The following is a 22,504-nucleotide window of genomic DNA, read 5'->3' on the forward strand; positions in this document are numbered from 1 at the left end:
AATTGCGATTATCGCGGAATCTGGATCGTGAGCCTACCCTGTCCTTCCGAACATGACTTGCGAGAATTTGCCGTCGGGGCGATCGACGACGATTCATTCGAAGCCATTGCTCTTCACATCGAGGACTGCGAAATATGCCAAGACCTGCTGGCCGGAATGGATTGCAAGGATCCGCTACTCCTCCATCTGAACGAACTTCGGTTGACTCAGTCTCTTGAGGACGTGGATGCTCTACGAATTCGAGACTGGGCAGAAAATACAATAATTCCTTTCGTGCCGACAACTAGTAAAGGAGAGAACGCGCCAACTGCCTCGATGACGCTCAACGAACTGCCGGAGTTTTTCGGGAACGAGTATCGAATCATCGAACGCGTGGGACGAGGAGGCATGGGGGTCGTCTACAAAGCAGAACACATCTACCTGAAACGCTTACGAGCGATCAAGGTGTTAGGTGACCAACGGCTTTATGACGAACAATTCGTACAACGATTCTTGCGAGAAATAGCGGCACTTGCTTCGATCGAACATCGAAATGTAGTCACAGCGATCGACGCTCGAGTCTCGCGGGATCATCTGTTTCTCGTCATGGAATTTCTGGAGGGGACGGACGCTGGTAAATTGAGCCGACGGTTCGGCATGTTAAGTGTCGCTGATGCCTGTGAAGTCGTACGTCAAGCGGCTTGTGGCCTGCATGCGATTCATGATGCCGGCTTTTTTCACCGGGATATAAAGCCATCGAATCTTTTTGTTCAGTCTAATGGAATTGTCAAAATACTCGACTTGGGACTGGCAAAGCTAACTTCTATTTCGACAGCAGAGGACGAACTCACCAATAGCGGACTTGTCGTTGGTACGCTTGACTACATGGCCCCAGAACAAGCCGGTTCCTCGATATCCTTAGACGTAACGGCGGATCTCTACTCGCTCGGCTGCACGCTATTTACGTTGTTGGCTGGACGGCCCCCCTTTTCCAGTAACGAATTTCCGACCGCGGCCGACAAAGTACTCGCTCATCGGCGGACTGCTCCACCACGATTGAAGGACCTACGCGAAGACGTGCCAGACGTCGTTGCTACGCTGGTCGACAAGTTGCTTGCGAAACGCCCGGAAGATCGCTTGTCATCCGCTAAGGAATTAGCAGAACATCTCACCGAATTCTGTAACGGGCATCAACTAGATCAACTGCAAGTGATGTCAGGCGTGCCAGATTCTGAGACGTATTCCAACGCGGTTCCATCCACGCTTCGGCAGAACTCGCCAGCAGGCATTTTCTCGCTACGCAAGAGAATACCAAGACGACTAATCGGAGTCGCTGTAACAATAGTATTCGTTATTGGTCTCATCGTACTGATTGCGAAAGTCTTGCAAAATCCTCCGGCCAGTAATATGGGGGTTAACACCCTATTGGATGCGCATCCACAGGGGGACCTTCCGGCAGATGATAGACATACCGTTGTAAGGGAATTGCTATTTCCTCAAGGCGACGCGTTCTCGACGTGGGAAGTGCTACCATCTAAGGATGCTATACGTGTGAACTGTGATTCCATTGCTCTTCTGGCTTTGGGAGATGATCCAGGTGCGTTTTCGAGCCTGGAAGCACATATCAAACAACCCGGCGATAATGGAGGCGTTGGGCTTTTCTTTAACTACCACACAGAATGGTTGGGCGCCCGGGAAAGGGTAGAATTCTACTGTATAGGAATTCGAGAAACCGACGACGGAATTCACAAACTCGAGTTCAATCGATGTCGATATTGGCGATACGATCCCTATTCGCAATCCTACACGCAAATCGCATGGGCGCCGGTTGTACCGCATGCTGATGGGAGTAATTCCCTTCGCATAGAGACAGGAATAGATCCATCACTGTACCTCGGCATTTATTGGAATAATGAGGAAATTGTGTGGAATGTCGATTTGGACAACAATACACTTGGCTTAGAAAATGTTGCAACAAGTGAGTGTGGTATCTATGCCACGAAGGCCTCGGCAACATTTTTCGACATAATGGTTAACGAAAATCGTCCCGTGTTGACAAAGTCTGACTTGCAAAAGCATTAGCAATAAGTGGATGACCGTAGATCAGACAGTCATTAGTAGTTAGCAGAATAAAACAGGGCTTGGAAATGACAAACAATGACTACGCCGCGTCGGTGTATGTGGATATCATACTGTCGATCTTGAAAGGCGACATTTCCCTTAGTGATGGTGCCGCCAAGTGCAAGCTATCCGTTGAGCAGATGAAGAGTTTGGGGCGAACGTTTCTCTCGGGTGGGTTGGATGCAGTTAAAGCTCAAACCGTCGACATGGCCGGGATCTATTTTGGTACGGTCGGAATTAACTATGCACACTGCTGCGATGGCGTTCTCACAATCGATGGAACCATCTCGACGCTACTTCCAAATGAAGAAGTCAGAGGGATTCATTACGCGGTTGAACCAGGAACGTCGCCGCCCCAAAGTGACAAGCCAACCTCGGCCACTTTCATACCCTGTTTAGCAGGAGACTTTCATTTTGAGGTCAGCCAGTCGTGTGTTAGTGGTGATAGCACACTGCTGCTGTGGGGTGAATTCGCAAAGTACGTGTCGACTCAATGCGCAATTACGAATTGCTCGACTACGACGTCTACATCTACCACTACTTCAACGACGACGTCGACGACAACGGAATCGCTTTCATCGGTCTTTGATTCGACCTCTTAATGCTCGTTCGGATCTCGTTGCTGAGTGCTACGACAGGTATGTTCGACTCGGTGGGTGCTGGCAACTGTGAGCACTTGACGTAACCACGGTACGCTGGCAGCTTGAGGAGTATTGTTTTGCTCCGGAGTCCTTCTTATGAAGCCTGACCTCACAATTGGATTGGCTCATTTTCGCGATTACGATGGCGTTTACTTCACGTTGCAGTCATTACGTCTTCAGAATCGTGACTTGCTTTCTCGAATTGAGTTTATTCTTGTCGACAATTCGCCTGACAGTGCCGAGGGAGCGGCGGTTAAAGAGTTTTTTGAACGGCACATAGCAATCGCGGGGACGACCTCGCAATATGTGCCAATGAGATCTCCGATTGGGACCTCGATTTCGCGTCAGAGGATCTTCGACGTTGCGACCTCCGACAACGTATTGGTTCTGGATTGTCATGTGCTGCTCCCTCCGGCGGCGATTCGTAAATTGTTGGAATGGTACGAGCAATACCCGACCTCGCGCGACATTTACAGTGGGCCGCTGGTTTACGACGACATGGAGAACTTTGTGACCCACTTTAATGACCAATGGCGGGCAGAGATGTGGGGAACGTGGGGCAGTGCCTGGCAGTGTATGTGCTCGGATCAAGGTCTTCGGTTTTCTACCCACAACGAGAATGGTTGCTTAGACTACCGGTCGGTCGAAATGGGATTCGATATTCTGACAGAATGTTCGACCTGCGGAGGTAAGTTTCCGGAGATGGAATATCCTGGCCATGAACGCCAATTGAAAAGTAAAGGCTATCGACAGCTCGCCGCTAACGACAATGACGAGCCGTTTGAAGTACCTGGAATGGGCCTGGGACTATTCAGTTGTCGAAAGGAGGCTTGGCCTGGTTTCAACGAGCATGCGCGGGGTTTCGGCGGCGAGGAACTTTACATCCACGAAAAAGTCCGCCGCCAGGGAGGAAAGGCAATATGTCTGCCGTGGTTACGTTGGGTTCATAGGTTTCATCGCGTCCATGGCGTTCCTTATCGAGTATCAGCTTGGAATAAGATTCGCAATTACGTGTTGGAATTTCAAGAGCTGGATCGCGACGTTCTTCCGGTCTATCAACATTTCGTTGAGCAAGGCTCCATGAGCCAAGAGGCATGGGATTATTTGTTAGAAGATCCTATTGCCCATACAGAAGCGCCGATTTTCCCCGCTATTCGATCTCGAACTTCCAATCGAGAGTTTGACGAAGCAATTCAGGCAGATTGCAAAACGCTGATGGACGCGAACTCAATGTTTTCCTCCCAGTGACAAGGAAAAGCAAAAGCGCAGCATCTCTCGTCGAAATCCGTTCTAGTCGCTGAAGCTCTCTAATAGGAAGGTACAAGCTCGCTATATTGTGACGTAATGATGACGTCATAACCCCAAGGTCGTACTTCTTCACTTTATTAGACGGATTCAGACAATCTGTAATCAGCCGGGAATATTTTGTGGTGAACGCCCCTTGCAACCAGAGCCTTCTCAATGGATGTCTCGCACGTATTCTTTCGGGCAGGGATAGATTTAAAGATTAACGATGAGCTTGCATCTACCAGGAGAGAAATGCGTACAGGAACCGCTGATAAGTTGCATCATGCCAACTTACGGGCGTCCTGACTACGTGAATGAAGCGATCGCAATGTTCCTCGCCCAGGACTATCCTCGCAAGGAATTAGTGATTCTCAACGACTGTCCTGGGCAACGATTTGCTTGCGATCAACCGGGCATTCATGTTTTCAATGCGGACGAGCGATATCCTACTCTGGGAGAAAAACGCAATGCGGCGATCGAATTGGCCCAGGGAGACATCATGGCAGTCTGGGATGACGACGATATTTATCTGCCATGGCGTCTTTCCTTCTCGCTTGCCGAGATGAAGCGACTAGCGACGGAATTCTACCGTCCCGCTGAATTCTGGGCCTATTGGGGATCAGGTCCGCTTCATAACAATCAGGCAATCCGCGAATGGGTGAGCCATGCCTTAGTGATGTTTACTAAATCACTATGGCGGCGCGTGGGTGGCTACCCTGCACAGCACCTCAATGAGGACGATGCATTTTTTCAGCGTGTTCACGAGGCATTACAGCAATCTTTCATCTCGTATCCACTACTCTCGGAAGATCGCTTCTTTGTCCTACGCGGCAAATCCAAGTACGAGCACATGTGCATGAGCGGTGGTGATAGTCCACTTGATCTGGCGCCAGGCAATTTTGAATTGGAGCCAAGTCCAATTGCTGACGCCACGCTACGCCAACACGTTGACCAACTTATTCAAACGCGTCAAAAGGAAGACAACTCGCTGATAGGTAATGATTCCCTACTTATTTCTGTCTGTGTCGCATTGAAAAACCGCTCTCGCCTTCGAGTGGATGATCAAACGATTGAATTATTTCCGAATAGCGTACGATCGCTTGCTCAGGCGGCCGAAGATCTGGTCGATCTCGGCAGCATCGAGTTGGTTGTCGCCGATTTTGAGTCCGACGATTGGCCACTCCAAGAGTGGCTTTGTAAAGCAGCCGGAAACTTAAGAGTCAATGTCGTTACGATGGCAGATCCGTTCTCTCGAGGTAAGGGAATTAATGCAGCCGTCGAAAATGCGACAAGCGATCGCATCGTTCTTTGTGATGCAGACATGATCGTCAGTTCGGAGGCAGTTCGGCGAGCCGTCGATCTTGTCAATTCTGGTAAAGCATGGTGTCCCATTTATGAAAGCCTTGATCGACACGGAAGGCATGACTGCTGGCAGGATCTTAGTCACGGAATGGTTGCGTTGCACCGCGATTGGTTCGCGGCCGCCGGTAGAGTGCCTGAGTTCCAGAGTTGGGGAGGTGAAGATGATCTATTCCATAATTCGCTTGCTGAACACGTTGGGATTGTTCGAGAAAGATCACCTTTTTTACGTCACCAATGGCATCCCGAATCATGTCGACATGAACACTATAAAAACCCCCGGCAGAGTGACTTCTGGAAACACATGACGGAGTTCAGATCTGATTCTTCGATGAAGAATGAGCCAATGCTTCGTTTTTACGCAGTTCACCCAGACTGGGAAGGGGAACTTCATTGCTTTCCAAGCGGACGAATGATGCGACCCGGAATCGACTCTGGTTCTTACGAGTTGACTTCGAAGCAGATAATTCTGAAGTGGGATAAATGGCCAGTGGAAACGCTGGACTGGGATGACGAAGCAGAGGTGTATATTGATTCGGTGAAGAATTTCCGACTTCGGCAATTCCCGTGACCCGATGACTCCGTGATGAGTATCGTTAGTGGTTACGCCCACCTAGGCATGACTATCTGAGGATGCATTGCTAAGCACAGAGGCAGCGAGCGACGTACTTGTTCGCGATGAAGGAAAGACTTGATGAAGACTGGTTGCTGATAGGAGAAAAGAGGTGGGCTGCCTGCATAGTCGAGAGATACGCCGTGCCGGAAGGGATTCTAGAAGACAGCAATCCCTCGGGATTACTCGAATCCGAGAACACACGCATCACTGCGTCAGAGTTCGCCACCAAAGGCTCTCCCGAAACTCTCCCGAATGTATTTTCTGGGGACGACTCTGATACAGAACCTCACACAGAAAGAGGATGTACGGGAATATTTCTCAAGGATTTGAGCTTATTCGCGAAACATGGTTTGCTTGCTATTGGTTCGTTAGAATCGAGTCGTCGATGCCTGATGCCGGTTAAGGGTGGTCGTGATGCGTTTATAGTGTCTTTCTCTTACCCCAACGGATGCCCCATGAAATCAACGCTTACTATTTCGCTTGTCTTTCTTCTCTTGCTCGGTATGCATCTGCCTTTAGTCATGGCTCAAGATGCGTCGGATCGCCCAAATCGGCCGCGAGGGTTTGGAGGGCCGATTCAACTGAATGAAGATGACGTGGCTGCTTTCGAGACGCCTCCTAAGAAGTTCAAAACCAAACGAGAGGACATCCCTCACGGTAAGCTCGAGATGGTTTCGTACGAGTCGAAGACGGTCGGAACAACTCGAAAGATGCAGGTGTACACACCGCCAGGGTTCTCGGCAGATCAGAAGTATCCAGTGTTGTACTTGCTGCATGGTATTGGTGGTGACGAAACCGAATGGCAGCGATTTGCGAATGTCGACGTGATGCTCGACAACTTGATCGCAGACAAGAAAGCGGTTCCCATGATCGTCGTCATGCCAAACGGACGGGCTCAGAAGAATGACCGAGCGGAAGGCAACGTATTTGCCAGCGCACCGGCCTTCGCCAATTTCGAACGCGATTTGCTGGACGACGTCATCCCAGCGATCGAAGCGAAGTACGCTGTTGCCGCTGATCGAGAGCATCGGGCGATTGCTGGGTTGTCGATGGGGGGAGGGCAAACGCTTAACTTCGGACTGTCTCACTTAGACACGTTTGCGTGGATCGGGGCATTTTCTTCGGCGCCGAATACGAAGCCGGCCATCGAGCTGATTCCCGACGTTGAGGCACTGCAGAATCAAGCGAAGTTGATTGTTCTAACCTGTGGGAATAAGGATGGTCTGATCAATATCTCGCAAGCCATGCACAAATTCCTCAAGGAGAACAACGTTGATCACACCTGGCACGTCGACGGCCATGGACATGATCCACAGCATTGGAGCAGCAGCCTTTACTGGTTTGCCCAGCATGTCTTTCAGCCGGTCGATGAAGGATCGACAAATTAACGAAGATATGCCGCGATAATTAGATCTTCACGCCGCCATGCCATTCTTGGCATGGCGTTCTCATTGGTGTGGGATTAGGCTTTCTATTTTGTCTTCTCGAGTTTGTGAGGTGATGGCGGTGACAAAGGTATTGGTTCTCTATCATTCCAACAGTGGGAACACGCGTCGAATGGCAGAATTGGTAGCCGACGGCGCAGAATTGGTCGATGGGACCGAAGTTCGCCTGCGAGATATCTCGGAAGCAGATCATACCGATCTGGAGTGGTGCGATGGGATCGCAGTCGGCTCGCCGACAAACTACGGCAGCGTCAGCTGGCAGATGAAGAAGTGGTGGGACGAGCAACCGATTGAGAACTGGGGCAAGCGCGATGGCAAGATTGCCTGTGTCTTCAGTTCAGCAGGCGCCTGGGGCGGTGGACAAGAGTGGACTTGCATGGCGTTGTTTTCGATCTTGATCAACTACGGCTTTCTGGTCTTCGGCTTGACTGACTATACCGGGATCAAATTCTCAGCCCATTACGGAGCGATTGTCGCCGGCGAGCCGCGTGAGGAGAAGGAACGAAAAGCTTGTCTTCGCTTAGGACAACGCTTGGCTGAATGGGCCTCGACGATGATTGAAGGTCGCAGCGAGAATCACCCGCTGAAGCAAACCTATGATCGGTTCGGCGATCTCGGCAAATAGCGGTTTCCGGGCTCTGCAAGATCATCGATCGGAATTGTTTTCGATTAGAGCTTGAGAATCGTGGCTGCGCTCACCAGGGTTGTATGCTCATGAAAACAACAGCAGATGAACAACGATCGACCTCCGTTTAATCATTACAACCGCCATCTCTTGTCCAGGCGTTACAGAGATGCTGTCTGCTACTTACATTTCGGCGGATCTTTTATGAGGAGACCCGCAATTGCAGACAATCTCGTAGGAACTCGCCACCTTTGGCAAGTGGCTCTCCTATATTTCAGCACCTTTCAAAACGAATTGGAACACACGATTAATGTAGTTTCCGGGGTAGGTTCGTGGAGATTTCAGCCAATACAATCAACGAGGCGTGGCTCATCGCATGCGCTGCACTCGTTATTCTGATGCAGGCAGGCTTTTGCTGCCTGGAGGCTGGTTTAGCGCGCTCTAAGAACAGCACGAATGTCGCCGCGAAGAACGTCGCAGACTTTGGGCTCTCAGCGGTGATCTTTTGGTTGTTTGGATTTTCGCTGATCTTCGGAACATCGCATTACGGTCTATTCGGCTTCGATAGTATTCCCTTTGCCGGCGATGGTAGTGATAGCTACTCGTTGGCTTTTTTTCTGTTTGAACTGACCTTTTGTGGTACCGCCACGACGATCATCGGCGGAGCGGTCTCAGAACGGTTACGATTCACTGGCTATCTAGTAGTCGCGGCGGTGATGTCCTCATTGTTCTACCCCCTCTATGCTCACTGGGTGTGGAGCCAAGGTGGATGGCTACGAAACATTGGCTTTGTTGATTTCGCGGGCGCTAGCGTTGTTCATGGTGTGGGTGCGTGGGTCGGACTGGCATGCTGCTTATTGATTGGCCCGCGGTTGAATCGCTTCCACAAGGAGAAGCCCGTCCATTACCACGGACACAACTTGCCGATTGCTTCGGTCGGGATGTTTCTGCTTATTTTTGGGTGGATCGGCTTTAACGCGGGAAGTGCTTTTCAGCTAGACGATCGAATGCCACGCATCGTGACGACAACCATCATGGCAGGGATTGGCGGAGCTACGGTCGCCATCCTTTGTACTAGGCTGTGCCGTCGTAAGAAGGAACTCGAGACGTTTATCAATGGCTTTTTGGCTGGACTCGTTGCAATCACCGCTTGTTGCAATGTGGTATCGCTATCTTCCGCGATGATCATCGGAGCTGTGGCTAGTGTTATCGCCATGATCGGTGTGAAAGCGATGGAATTCTTTGAAGTGGATGATCCAGTCAGTGTGGTGCCCGTGCATGGATTGGCGGGTGTCTGGGGTACGCTTTGCGTGGCCATATTCGGTGATCTTACCCTACTGGGAACTGGACTGACTCGTTGGGAACAACTGGAGTCGCAGTTCCTGGGTGCGGTCATTTGTTTCGGTTGGGCGTTTGTCGGTGGCTATGTCGTGCTGACGTTTGTCAATTTCGTATATCACCTACGAGTTGACGCAGAGTCAGAAACGATCGGGCTGAACGTTGCCGAACATGGCGATCCTTCCGAGTTGTACGAACTGTTGCAATTGATGGAATCGCATCACGAAACGGGCGAGTTCAATGCCGAGTTTGACTTGTGTTCGCATACAGATGTGGGGCAAGTGGCGATCGCTTACAACAATTTGGTGACGTCACTTAATCGCAAGCAGCATCAGCTCGAGTCGGCTATTGAGGAATTGTACGAGACAAAGCGAGTCGTCGTCGAATCAAATCGTCAGATCGAAGCGCTGAAGCATATCCTTGACCAACATACGCTCTACTCGATCACCGATAAGAAGGGCAAAATTATCGAGGTGAATGAGGGCTTCTGTCGCATTTCTGGCTACACAGAAGACGAATTGATTGGAAGGGATCACCGCATCCTAAACTCAGGGCATCACCCCAAATCGTTTTGGGTGAATATGTGGAAAACAATCGCCCGGGGAGAAACGTGGCGTGACGAAGTGTGCAATCGCGCCAAGGATGGATCGCTTTACTGGGTCGATTCAACCAACGTTCCCTTCTTTGATGCCGATGGCAATATCGAGAAGTATGTCTCACTTCGATTTGATATTACTAGCCGAAAGGAAGCCGAAACAGCCTCGGAGGCGGCACGGCGCGAATTGGAAATGCTGCTGGATGCGGCGACCAATTTTGCTGTGATCGCGACCGACAAACAGGGGATAATCACCACCTTTAATACCGGTGCCGAACGGATGTTAGGCTACGCGGCGGAGGAGCTTGTGGGCAAGGAAACCCCAATGATCCTGCATATCGAATCGGAGATTAATGCCCGTCGCGCGGAGTTGGTCGAGAAGTATGACGAGCAGATCGAAGGGTTAGACATCTTCGTGAAAGACGCCTCACTCGGTGGTTACGAGGATCACGAGTGGACGTACAACTGCAAGGATGGATCGACCGTGACTGTCCAACTGGTGATCACACCGAAGCGAGATCCGCAAGGGAACATCGTTGGCTACATGGGTGTTGCGCAAGACATTACGGCTCGAAAGGCTGCGGAACACGAAAACTTGCGCCTGACCGAACGGCTTGATCTTGCCTTGCGTGCTTCTGGTACAGGTTTGTGGGACTGGGATGTCCAGACGGGTAACGTCGTCTTCAACGACCTTTGGTATCAGATGCTTGGTTACGAACCAGGCGAGATGCCGATGACAATTGAGACTTGGTTGCGTTTATGTCACCCCGATGACCTTAATCTGTCGCAAGAGGCGCTTCGTCGCCATTTCAAAGGTGAGACGAACGTCTACTGTTGTCAGGTGCGTGCCCGACGCAAGGACGGATCCTGGCAATGGATTCGTGATATCGGCGAGGTGGTGGCACGTGATGAACAGGGCCGGCCAAAGCGAATGGTCGGCGTTCACATCGATGTGCAAGAACTGCACGAAGCAATCGAGACTGCTAATTCAGCGAATGCTGCCAAGAGCGAATTTCTGGCGAACATGTCGCACGAAATTCGCACACCGATGACGGCAATTCTCGGTTACTCGGAACTTTTGCTGGGCGAACTTGCTCGCGAAGATCAAACGGACGAGCAGTTCAACGCCTTGGAAACGATCCATCGCAACGGAGAACATTTGCTGGCGATCGTGAACGATATTCTGGATATGTCGAAGATCGATGCCGGCAAACTGAAGTTGGAAATCATCCCCACGCGCCCTGCAAGTATTGTGGAAGAGGTGGTTTCATTGATGAATGTCCGCGCGGTTGGCAAGGGAATCGCATTAAGGGTTCGTTACAACAGTGCATTTCCTGAAACGATTCAATCTGATCCAATTCGTTTACGACAGGTGTTGCTAAACGTCGTCGGAAACGCGATCAAGTTCACCGAAATCGGAGAGGTGACAATTGGCTTGGAATTCGACAAAGAGCGAAAACGAATGTTATTCCGTGTCACAGATACGGGAATTGGAATGACGCCGGACCAACTACAGCGGATTACTAATTTCGAAGCGTTCAGTCAGGCCGACTCTTCGACAACGCGGGAGTTTGGCGGAACGGGATTGGGACTACGAATCTCGAATTGCCTGTCACAATTACTCGGTGGCGGTATTGAAATCGAGTCTGAAAAAGGCATGGGAAGTACATTCACTGTCTCGGTTGCAACGGGCAACATCACGCGCGTCAGGATGATTAAGCCGAAACGCGAAACCCTACCCGAGGCCACGCCCGAAATAAGCGAAGAATCCGAGACTCCCAGGATCACCAGGGTGGAAACAGGGCAGAAGCTTTCTGGCATCCAGATCTTATTGGCTGAAGATGGGATCGATAACCAACGCTTGATCTCGTTCGTTTTGCGTAAGGCTGGCGCAGACGTGAAGGTGGTCGAAAACGGGCAGTTGGCGTACGACGAGATCAAACGCGTTGGAGCGGAAGGAAGTTCATTTGATGTCTTCCTCACCGATATGCAGATGCCGGTTCTCGACGGATATTCGACTGTCCGATTGCTACGCTCGGAAGGATATCAAGGCAAGATTATCGCATTGACTGCTCACGCAATGGCTAGTGATCGCGAAAAATGCATCGAGGCAGGATGTGATGGGTTTGCGACTAAGCCAATTGACCGAGCAGAATTGATCAGCTCGATACAGAAAATGATCTGCGACACTGACAGTGAAGCGGCATCTCAGCATACAACTCCAACCGAAGTAAGTTAGGGCCCCGCAAGACACTAGTTCTTGTGTGGCCACTTCCGGTAAGCGTCAGCCACGTCTTCGCCCCAGTTCCCGTACCAGGCATAGCCGTTGCGGCGTTCGGCGTCGATCTCCATGACATCGTACTTTTTCACTCCGTCGCGTCCACAGAAGATAGGTCGATTCGTCTCGATCTCGTAAAAGCGAGCCCACAACGGACTTGCCATAGGGTCGGCAGTCAAACGACGCTCGCCGTCTGCTTTCTGGTAATGAAAGCCGGTGATTTTCGACGTCTCGTACCAGGCAACACCCGCTTCAACCGCGGCGATCACTTCAGGCGATGGATCTTCGAGACGCATCAGGAAGGTCAGAATTCCTTCACTTTCGCCTCCGCTAAGCGAGACTAACTCGAAAGTACGTGCCTTCGCTGGAGCGAGGGTCACTTCGTCATGTTGAGCACACCAAACAGTGCGTTTCCCATCGACGACAACCTGACACTTGATGATGCAATCGATTCCGCGCGCGACTGCCTCGCTTGCTTGGCGTCTGCGGGACTCATCAAGCCAGGCAAAGTCGTTTTCGGTTGCCGCATCTTTCAGGAGTATCATCAAGCGGATCATGCTCCAATCGTTGAAGGTAACGTAACGGTTGTATTTGTTGTTCAACGGGTAGTATTGAGGCCACCCACCGTTGGCGTACTGGGCGGCCAGAATGTGATCGAAGCCGGCAAGGAATGCATCTCGATAACGCGGGTCCTGGGTAATTCGATAGGCTTTGGCCAACAGGCGTAGTTCTCCCACGGTGGCGCCGTTGTCGAATGTTCCATTAGGCCGCGTTTCTGCGGCAGGAACTGGCTTGGTGGTATCGACGTTTTTCGGCCAATCGCCATGCTTGGTCTGCCAGGCAAGGACATGATTGAGGGTCTGTTTCCCTTCTTCGCTGGTGAACCAATCCGACGGTCTACGCACAAGGCGTTCAGCAGGCGTGGCAGCTAATAGTGACGCCGAACTGGCAAGCAATAGAACGAATGGGAGCAATGCTCGGATAGCCATGGAGGGTTCCGGATCGAAGGACGGAGCGAGTAAATGTGAGAGGCGTGTATTCGGTAGGAAGTCTCACGATACCATCCGGCTTGGCCGCCTGCAAAATACTGGAACTTGCTCTAGCGTGGCCCAATATGTCTCGGCCAGGGTATCAATGATTACGCGATTTCGATCATTGATATGTGAATAGAGTGACGTCCGTTCGGTAAGGAGTGTGACTGCGTAAAAGGTGCAGCGTATCGCATGAGAATACGTCGAGTTCTGGTCGCGGAAACGGCTTCTGTAGGCGTGCTTGTGGATGAATGGAAACATGTCAAACGACGTCACGTTGAATTAGCTAAACAAGCACCTGCGAGATAGCAATAACCCCGTCGGAAGAAGGGAAATTCTTTTGCTTTGATGCATTGTGAGACCTATTTTTGGGTGAGCGTATTACGGCTTTATAAGTTGATGACAGAATGCGCTGTCATGGTCCTAAATAGGTCTTAGAAAATGTCGACCGCAACCGATGTCGCGAGCCAACGGCGGAACTTTCTGCCTGTTCCGCTGCATACATTGTGCTTAACAGGCACACTGCCGGTTGACATCTATCTCGGTCAAGAAAAAGAGTCGGCACCGGTTCTCTTTCGACGTCGCCATATCGATATCGCCGGCGACGAGCTTTCGACCTTGTTGGAAAGCGGGATCGAAACCGTTTACGTCCCACGCGAGCAGGCGGAAGACTATCAGAATCACCTGCAAAACAATGTGGTCAGCATCATCGCAAATCATGATCTGCCGCTGACCGATCGACTGCAATTTCTGGGGGATACCGGACGCAGCATGCTGCGAGAGGTATTTCAGGGTGGCCAGCTCGACGAAACGATCAAGCAAGTCGGTGAACTCAGCACCTACATGTCGACGATCATTTCCGAAAACGAAGTAGTTGTTTCCGAACTGTTCGATGTTTTGCGACACGACTATCACACCTACACACACGTTTACAACGTGGCTAGTTACTCGCTTCTGCTCGCCAAAGGGCTTGGTGTTTCCGATGAAAAGGAGCTTCGCGACATCTCGATGGGCGGCTTACTGCACGACCTTGGTAAGCTTCGCATACCGCTACGCATTCTGAACAAGAAGGAACGTCTCACCGATACCGAATGGGCGATCATCCAGCGACATCCGACCGACGGCTTCATTGATTTAGCTGTGCGTGACGACATGACGGAGGCACAATTGATGATGGTCTATCAGCATCACGAGAAGCTGGACGGTTCGGGCTACCCAGTCGGAATAGGCGGCAACGAGTTGCACTTTTACGCGAAGGTCTGTGCCGTGGTCGATATCTTTGAGGCACTGACAAGCAATCGTCCGTATCGAAATCCAGCGACGAAGAACGAAGCGATGGAGATATTAGAAGGACTCACCCCGAACAAGCTCGATCAGGAGATGGTTCAATGCTGGAAAGCACTTACGATTCAGTAGATGTGGGTGTCTGTGACGATGCCGCTTTCCAGAAGGCATTGAGCGTTCTTCCCTTCGATATTCAGGTACCACGCGCGCTGCTCGAAGGTTACCAGGGATCGGGCCCAACCAAGACCACCATGTCCGAGCAGCGTCGTTACGTGCGTTTTCTACATCTGACGCGCGGCATCCTACGCTACTCGCAAACGTTTCCATCCATCGGGCGATCCAGTGGGCTGCATTCGGTCCTGATCACGAACGTATCGAAGTGCGGCGTTGGCCTTTTGAATGGCGAGCAACTGTTCCCTAGCGAACGGATGAATCTGTGGATGCTCGGAAGAGGCGTGTTTCCAGTCACGATCGCCCGTTGTCGAAAGATCAACGAGCGATGTTATGAAATCGGAGCGATCATCGATTCATAGCACGATGATCGCTACGTTAAGCTGCTATTACTCAGCCGTGGTGCTTACCGAAAAAGTATCGAACGTCACGTTGGCATCGATCGCTCGCACGCCAATTTGACCACTAGGATAGGTCGCGTCTTCCGCCGAAAGCTGCGGCTGCTTTGCTCCGTCGAGGTAAACTTCCAGAAGTTCTCCTTGGGCCACGACACGAAGATCGTACCAGCGACCCTTGGTGACTGACACTTCTTTGCTGGCGAGGACTGTGAGCTTGTTGCCGTCACATTTGGCTAGAATCAGTTCGCCGGTCGAACTCAGTTGCGCACTGTAGCCACGGAAGTTATATCGACCAATGCCAGCATCGGTCACGCGGACGATTGTCCCTGCCGTTCCTTCTTCACGATCAAAGCGAATACGTGTCTCGACCGTCAAGTCGCGGTACTCTAGCCCACGGAGGATAAGCTTATCACCATAGCGACGATCGGCACTGGCCTTCACGCTAAGTTGATTATCACGAAGCCGGAGAGTGTTTCCATTGTAGAAGTGTAAAAGTTCCCAACGATCGAGCGTATCGAAGGCATTGGTCAACTTCCCGCCCGCCTGCAGTGGTGGTTCACCAGCTGGGACAGGGACTGGTGTGTTCCATGATGTTGGCTTGCCTGCTACAGGCAAACCATTGTCATTCCAGCTAACTTGTTTCATGCTAATGCAGCGATTCCACGAGCCCTTCGGATCGATCGAACTGTGAAAGACAAGCCAATCCTCGCTTCCATCGGGCGACGTGATCAAGCAACCGTGCCCTGGACCGTAAACGTCCGCCGTTCTTGAAAACCACGGCTTCTCTTGCTTTACCCAGCCCGAAGCATCCAGTGGATCGTCCCCTTCCAGCGTCATCAAACCAAAGCAGTAGTCCGGCGTCCACGATCCACTTGCAGCATACAAAACCAGTGTTTTGCCGTTGCGGTGAATGACCTGAGCACCTTCGTTCAGACCATCAGGACGGCCGGAAGTTTCCCAGGGGTACATCTTGGTCGAAATATCGACGGCGGGGCCGACCAGCTTGGTGGGAGATTCCATTTCCGAGATAAATAGGTGCTGCGTCGAATCAGGCGTCGTTCCTTCCGGCCAGCCTGACCAGATGCAGTAGCGTTTACCATTAGGAAATTTCGATACGGTGGCATCGATTGCCCAAGCTGGTGTCTCGAGTTCGGCGGCGATCTTGTACTTACCCAGTGGGTCATCCGTTTCGGCGACCAGAACAACGACGCGATGCTTCGCGTTGTCGCCGTCGTCGGCACAGGTGTAGATCCACCACTTCCCGTCGAGGTAATGAATTTCCGGCGCCCAGAACTGGTCGCGATAAGGTCCTTCGTCAGGAGCTTCGAATACGACACGATGGATGCCACGATCGGTCAAACTTTCACTGCGATAAACAGCGAGCGCGCGGTCAGAACGTAGGCTGGCAGCTTGATAGTAGGCACCATCGGGACCAACCATCAGGTACGGATCCTGGCCGGCGTAAACGGGATTTACAAAAGTGCGCTCATGCTCTTCTGCCTGAACCGTGGCAGGTATGGCTAAGGAAGCCAGCATCAAAAAGGCCAACGCGGCCGATTGAACAGTGCATATTGAAATAGCGGAGAATCGCGAGTACATCGAAACGAACATCCTGGTGGGGGCGTGATGATCTAGGCCAACGAATTAGTCTGTATGAGAACGGCATTCGATGGCGATTACCTCACCAAGAATAGTTGAAACAGCCATCGTTTGGCTACCGCTTGACGACGGCCAAACGCAGGACTTAAGCGGTTTCCGTTGGGAAAGCTTGGTCAGCAATAAGCATCTCAGGCGAATTGAGATTGCCAATGTTTGAGGGCCGGTGCTCAACCTATTGCTCTTTGATCGAAGGAGGGATTCCGAGCAGGCTGGTAAACTCCAAGAGTAATCGCTGCGGAGCACTCATTTCGGCTCGCTGTTTCAAAACCGAGCGTGCCAGTGCCGGCTTATTAGTAAGTAGCCCCTTCACGCCACGGCTGATCATCGTCGACATCGTGGGGGCATCATCGACTGTCCAGACGTAAACGTCTTTGCCGTTGTCTTCGGCACTTTGAATCATCACGGCATCGGCGAAGCTGGCATTCACGGCCAGGAAGTCGGCTTCCAGTTTTTTCATATTGCCCGTTGCTACGGACATGAGCAGCCCTACCTTCCAGTCGGGGCGAATCGCTTTCATCTTGGCGACCCCTTCCCGTTTGAGTGACATGGCCATGACCTGCGAGGCCATGTCTTGCTGGTCGACGATATCAGCCACGCGTTGTTCCAATTTTTGATCGTGACCGTAATACTTCAGCTCGATATTGACTTTGATTTTCCCTTTGCACTCTTCGAGCACTTCGGCCAAAGTGGGTACGCGTTGGTCACTGAACTCTGGGCCATACCAACTACCGATGTCGATGTCGGCAAGATCCTCCATTGTGGCATCCCAAACCTTCAACGGATTCTTTGCCAATCGCATGAAGTCGCTATCGTGATAAACGATGACCTCACCATCGGCCGTTTCTTGCACGTCGAGTTCAATCCAGTCGGCACCTTCTTCAATCGCCTGACGGAACGCTGCCATCGTGTTCTCGGGAGCAACACTTGAAGCCCCGCGATGCGCCATGATCTGAACGTCGTCCTCCAGGCGAACGCTTTCGAGGCTACCAATTCCGATAAAGATAGCGATCAGCACACCAACGATCGCTGCACTAGCCAGCCGAAGACGCGTGATTCGTAATGCCGAGTCATCACCAGGGGGATGCGAGAAGACCTCCGCAAGATTCCGCTGGTCCCCTGCCCCGAGCTTTTGATAGCAAGTAAACAGCATCGCGGCGAATGTCGTTGTGCCGAACAGGTTACACGCGAGATTGATCAACGAAAGGCATAACAGCCCGACCCCAATCGAAACAACGAGCCACTGGAGTGACGAGGTCGAGTCGGGTACCAGGTAGTGCCAGATCCAGCCGAGAAGCGTCGACGCGAAGGTCGACACGGCCAGGACTGCCACGCTCCATAGGACTAACGCTGCGAGCAGAGGCTTACGGAAACCGTGGGCCCGAATTCGACTTTGCTTGAGCGCTTCGACCGGGCTGACGTTTTCAAAAAGGACCAACGGAAGTGCAAACAGAAAACTGGCGACAAGCCACAATAACAGACCTGCTAGACCGACCGCTAAGACGATTCCAATTCCTACGGCGATGCGAAAAACAGGTGGGTTCTCTTTCAAGTAATAGTTGATGTCATATTCGCCTAGCAGTGAAAAGTAAACTGCCCCGGCGATTGCCAGGAAGGGAACGATCGCCAGCACAATGATGATGATTAGTCGCAGCGTAAGACGTAGTATCGACACGCCGTGACTAGCCGCGAATTGGAGAGCTCCGATCGGTGTCAGCTTGGTGCCAGCTTCCTTGGCAGCGATCACGCCTAATAGCGAGCTTTGCTCGATGACTACGATTGCCAGCCACAAGGTTCCCACCACCAGCAGGCAAAGCCATCCGGCTGGGCCTAGGAAAAAGAGAACGATGTCGGTATCAGAGAGAACATCGTTCCCAAAGAACGCCAACATAAGTCGGAATAGACTACCCAAGAGCGGCGTCAGCAAAATGAACGCGAGCAGTTTGTAAAGCAGATCGGTCGCGACAAGCGTTCGCCAACTCGCAGCAAGACTGCGAACGACCTCGGAAGACAATTGGCTCATGGCAGATTTCGTTAACGTGGCGTTGAACAATGGAGCATGGGCACATGATAGCCAATTTGCCCGGGGATGCGAAAACTACTTCTTTGCGCGATCGGCTAAGTGAGTTTGTAACTTCTCGTCGAGACGTTTGATTTCGGCTTGAATCTGCGGATCAGGATTTCGAATCAAATTGTTGGATTCGCCCGGATCGTTCTTTAGATCGTAAAACTCATCGCGATCTTTATTGTGTGAATCACGAATTAACTTGTAGTTTGGCGTGCGATAACTACGCATCGAGGCGACCGCATAGTGGATCATGTCGTATTCAGAATAGACATCGTCGTTCCACGTTTCGGGAGTCAGTCCTGTGAGGAGGGGCACGAGGCTTCTTCCTGCCAGCTTTTCCTTTGGCGTGTAGCCGACGATTTGCGATAACGTCGGAAAGAGATCCAAACTTGTTGCCGACCTTGTAATGACGGAACCAGGGGCGACTTTCTCTGGCCAACGAATCACCATTGGCACGCGAAGCGAGTTGTCGTAAAGGTTTGGGCGATACTTGTCCGAGATTACTCGTGTGCCGTTATGCCATTCTCCTGGTGGACGCTTGATGGTGGCCCAAATTCCATTTCCTTTGTGCCAGATTCCGTTATGCCCCATATTGAAGCCATGGTCCGACGTGACGATGACAATCGTTTCATCTGCCAAGTGAGTCTCGTCGAGTGTATCGAGCAATCGGCCTAAATTGCGGTCGACACCCGATGTGCTGGCTAAGTACTCGCGCATCATCTTTTTGACATTCTTGACGTTCAGCCCGGGGAATGCGGGAATGGTTGGATCCATCTTGGCATACGGCTGCCAGTCTTCCTCCGCGACGGGTAACCACCTGCCATGCGGAGCTCTGGTGGCCAGGCACAGGAAGAACGGCTGGTTCTGATTCTGCCTGATGAAATCGACTGCTCGATCAGTCAGGATGTCGGTGGTGAGTCCTTCGAACTCACGGATCTGTCCGTCTTCCTCCAGCGTTGGATTGTCAGGCGTGGTGCCACCACCGGTCAGCCCCATAAAGTAATCAAAGCCGTGCTTGGTCGGATGGAAATGCTCGTTTCCCTCGGCTGTCCAATCCCCGAGATGCCACTTGCCCACCAGACCGGTGTGATACCCGGCCGACTTCATCATCTCGGCCAGGGTGGTCGTAGCATTGGGATCAAGTGCGACGGGTGACTTAGGATCGTACAGCTTGTGTCCAGGTTGTGGGATGAAATCCGGAATGCCGAGCTCACTCGCGTAACGGCCAGTCCACAGCGAAGCGCGTGCGGGACTGCAAACCGGAGTCGTGCAAAAGAAGTTCGTAAAACGCGCACCTTCGGTGGCTAGGCGGTCGAAGTTGGGCGTGAAGGGAACCGGCACGTCGGGGAACTCGCCTGCTTTAACGGCAGTAGCAAAAGCCCAAGGTGCTTGATCGTCGGTCAGCACCAGAAGCACATTCGGTTTGTCTGCAGCCAGTGTCGAACCGACGGCGGCAATCAAGAGGCAAAAGGTTGTAAAAAGCGTGGTAAGTCGAGGCATGGGCAAAACGGCGTAGTAATTGAGGATGAGACGGGCGGGCGGTACCGTCGCCTCGACGGAAAACTGAGGAGAGGGGCGCTTCCATTATCAACGTAAGTTGCTCAACCAGCAACAACTTAAGTCCAGCATGGCGGATTCCACCATAATAAAACCAGAAGCGACTCGATACCTGAATCGGTCCTTCCAATCGATAATTATTAGGTAACCCCCATTATCGGAAGGTAGTCATCATGTTCGATTGGTTCGCAACCAAGAAGGAGCAGAAGCAAGGTCTTCCGGGCGATGAATTGATAACGGAAGTCCAAAACTGCTCGACGTACGCAATTACTATTCATGCCCCGACGCGTGACGTCTGGCCGTGGCTCGTCCAAATGGGATGCAACCGCGGCGGCTATTACAGCTACGATTGGCTGGACAACGGTGATTGTCACAGTGCCAATCAGATTGTCGAAGAATATCAGTCGACCCAAGTCGGTGATATCATCCCTTCGCGACCAGGAAGTCATTACGGCTTCGAAGTATTGCAGATGGATCGTCCCCACGTCTTTCTGCTAGGTGCCTATTTAAAGGCAGGTCAGATCGCGAACCTGCCGTGGGACGATCCACCGCCACCTGCCTACCTTCGCTCGACCTGGGTGTTTGTATTACGAGAAACCAATGAAGGAACGCGACTGATCGTTCGCACACGTGGTGTGGTTCATCCGTGGTGGTTCCGTATTCTCACCAACATGTTCTTCGGACCGGCTCACATTGTCATGCAGCGGAAGCAATTGTTGAACTTGCGGGATCGTGTGGAACGACATCATGTTGCCCACACACCACCACTAATGAAGATGACTTAACAAAAAACGCTCCGGCGACGAGGCGCGGCGTCGCTGGAGCGTGTCAACGATAGAACGGCTTGGCCTGCGGCTTACTCGCTCGCTTCCGTATTGGCCGGTTCGTCTTGGAATAACTGTGCCGCAAATTTCCGCAGATAGTTTCGCCAATTGATCCAGGTATGACCGCCGTCAGTTTCTTCGTAAACAACGTCGAAGTCATGCTTCTTTAACAGATCCACCGAGGCCCGCGAGACGTCGACCAGGAAGTCATCTTTACCGGTCGAGAACCAAAACAGCTTCAAGCCATCCTTAAGATCTGGATTCTTCAGCACTTCGATGTGTTGTTCTTCCCAGGTCGGGCCATTGTTCTGCTGGTCGGCGCTACGTTGGCGCAGGCCAAAGATGCCTGAGCTATAAACGCCAACATAGGCGTAGTCATCCAGGTCGTTCAGCGCGATGTCCAATGTCTGAGCGCCCCCCATCGAAAGCCCAGCGATTGCGTGATTCGCGCGACCTTCTTTCACTCGAAACGTTTTTTCAATGGTCGGCACAATGTCGTCGGCGAACTCTTTGACGAAGTCCTGCATCTGCAGGCCGCGTTGTTGGCGATCCATCCGACCAACATGACCATCGGGCATCACCACAATCATCGGCTTCGCTTCACCGGCTGCGATCATGTTGTCGATGATTAAATTCGCCCGCCCCACGGTCGACCAAGAGTCATCACTATCGGACGCCCCATGCAGCAAATAGAAGACGGGGTATGACTCGTTTCCTTTCTCGTATCCCGGTGGTGTGTAGACGTGCATCCGGCGAAATCGGTCGAGCGTCTTCGAGTGATAGGTCACTTCCGCTACTTGGCCATGCGGCACATCGCGAAGCTCCATGAATTCCAAACCTGGGGCATAGGCCAGGCTGAAGACGGTGGTGTTCGATTCACTCGTCTCGCGATTGGCCGGGTCAGCAACGGTAACGCCATCGATGTTGAACCGATAGCGGATCGGTCCTGGCGTTTTCACCGGTCCGATCTCGACTTCCCAGATCCCTTCTTCATTCTTGGTCAGGGCACCGTTCTCGCTAAGGTTCCCCAGGTCAGAACTGACCAGGCGAACCGATTTCGCTTCAGGTGCCAGGATGCGAAATGCGATCTTGCCGTCTTCCAGCACTTCCGGAGAGACAACCCGTGGAGAACGCTGCCGACCTGGTTGGGCCTGGGCCAAGTTCGGGTAAAGCAGCAACCCAATAGTGATGAAGGACAATGCGATCGGGATTGATTTCATGGGGAATTCTC

Annotated in this window: 14 protein-coding genes; 9 read left to right on the forward strand and 5 right to left on the reverse strand. The window is 51.9% G+C overall.

Going from position 1 to position 22,504, the window contains the following annotated elements:
- Positions 1 to 315: 315 nt before the first annotated feature.
- From C5Y83_RS05565 to amt, 6 genes are all read left to right on the forward strand, one after another.
- Positions 316 to 2,061, forward strand: a complete 1,746-nt coding sequence (locus C5Y83_RS05565; RefSeq protein ID WP_261341457.1) for a serine/threonine protein kinase — start codon at positions 316 to 318, stop codon at positions 2,059 to 2,061.
- A gap of 776 nt (positions 2,062 to 2,837) precedes the next feature.
- Positions 2,838 to 3,989, forward strand: coding sequence for a glycosyltransferase (locus tag C5Y83_RS05570; RefSeq protein WP_105328664.1), 1,152 nt, complete (start codon positions 2,838 to 2,840; stop codon positions 3,987 to 3,989).
- 265 nt (positions 3,990 to 4,254) lie between these two features.
- Positions 4,255 to 5,958 (forward strand): glycosyltransferase family 2 protein, encoded by a 1,704-nt coding sequence (locus tag C5Y83_RS05575; RefSeq protein WP_105328665.1) that lies wholly within the window; start codon positions 4,255 to 4,257, stop codon positions 5,956 to 5,958.
- Positions 5,959 to 6,458: 500 nt separating this feature from the next.
- A complete protein-coding gene (locus tag C5Y83_RS05580) occupies positions 6,459 to 7,391 on the forward strand; it encodes an alpha/beta hydrolase (protein ID WP_233207115.1) in 933 nt (310 codons plus the stop codon).
- 112 nt (positions 7,392 to 7,503) lie between these two features.
- On the forward strand, positions 7,504 to 8,073 hold the full coding sequence (locus tag C5Y83_RS05585; protein WP_261341458.1) for a flavodoxin family protein: 570 nt from the start codon (positions 7,504 to 7,506) through the stop codon (positions 8,071 to 8,073).
- Positions 8,074 to 8,405: 332 nt separating this feature from the next.
- Positions 8,406 to 12,245 (forward strand): ammonium transporter, encoded by a 3,840-nt coding sequence (gene amt / locus C5Y83_RS05590; protein ID WP_105328666.1) that lies wholly within the window; start codon positions 8,406 to 8,408, stop codon positions 12,243 to 12,245.
- Positions 12,246 to 12,259: 14 nt separating this feature from the next.
- Here amt and pelA read toward each other — a convergent pair whose 3' ends face one another.
- A complete protein-coding gene (pelA, locus tag C5Y83_RS05595) occupies positions 12,260 to 13,273 on the reverse strand; it encodes a pectate lyase (RefSeq protein ID WP_105328667.1) in 1,014 nt (337 codons plus the stop codon).
- A gap of 483 nt (positions 13,274 to 13,756) precedes the next feature.
- On the opposite strand from pelA, the gene C5Y83_RS05600 reads away from it, so the two are divergent.
- Together C5Y83_RS05600 and C5Y83_RS05605 are read left to right on the forward strand one after the other, a co-directional pair.
- The gene (locus tag C5Y83_RS05600) at positions 13,757 to 14,731 is read left to right on the forward strand and encodes an HD-GYP domain-containing protein (RefSeq protein WP_105328668.1); all 975 of its coding nucleotides are present in this window, start codon (positions 13,757 to 13,759) and stop codon (positions 14,729 to 14,731) included.
- A complete protein-coding gene (locus tag C5Y83_RS05605; protein WP_105328669.1) occupies positions 14,704 to 15,132 on the forward strand; it encodes a hypothetical protein in 429 nt (142 codons plus the stop codon). The genes C5Y83_RS05600 and C5Y83_RS05605 overlap by 28 nt, the downstream gene beginning before the upstream one ends.
- A 27-nt stretch (positions 15,133 to 15,159) precedes the next feature.
- Here the strand turns inward: C5Y83_RS05605 and C5Y83_RS05610 are convergent, their stop codons facing one another.
- From C5Y83_RS05610 to C5Y83_RS05620, 3 genes are all read right to left on the reverse strand, one after another.
- Positions 15,160 to 16,767, reverse strand: coding sequence for a family 43 glycosylhydrolase (locus C5Y83_RS05610; protein ID WP_158262246.1), 1,608 nt, complete (start codon positions 16,765 to 16,767; stop codon positions 15,160 to 15,162).
- Positions 16,768 to 16,999: 232 nt separating this feature from the next.
- Entirely contained in the window at positions 17,000 to 18,847 is a 1,848-nt protein-coding gene (locus C5Y83_RS05615; RefSeq protein WP_105328671.1) for a glycerophosphodiester phosphodiesterase, read from the reverse strand.
- 75 nt (positions 18,848 to 18,922) lie between these two features.
- On the reverse strand, positions 18,923 to 20,392 hold the full coding sequence (locus C5Y83_RS05620; protein WP_105328672.1) for a sulfatase: 1,470 nt from the start codon (positions 20,390 to 20,392) through the stop codon (positions 18,923 to 18,925).
- A 230-nt stretch (positions 20,393 to 20,622) separates the two neighbouring features.
- Between C5Y83_RS05620 and C5Y83_RS05625 the strand changes: the two genes are divergently transcribed.
- A complete protein-coding gene (locus C5Y83_RS05625; RefSeq protein ID WP_105328673.1) occupies positions 20,623 to 21,234 on the forward strand; it encodes a hypothetical protein in 612 nt (203 codons plus the stop codon).
- A 71-nt stretch (positions 21,235 to 21,305) separates the two neighbouring features.
- On the opposite strand, the gene C5Y83_RS05630 is transcribed toward C5Y83_RS05625, so the two are convergent.
- On the reverse strand, positions 21,306 to 22,493 hold the full coding sequence (locus C5Y83_RS05630) for an esterase (RefSeq protein WP_105328674.1): 1,188 nt from the start codon (positions 22,491 to 22,493) through the stop codon (positions 21,306 to 21,308).
- Between the last annotated feature and the right edge of the window lie 11 nt (positions 22,494 to 22,504).

Origin of the sequence: Blastopirellula marina (genome assembly GCF_002967765.1) — a bacterium.
In the GTDB taxonomy this organism is placed as follows: Bacteria; Planctomycetota; Planctomycetia; order Pirellulales; family Pirellulaceae; genus Bremerella; species Bremerella marina_A.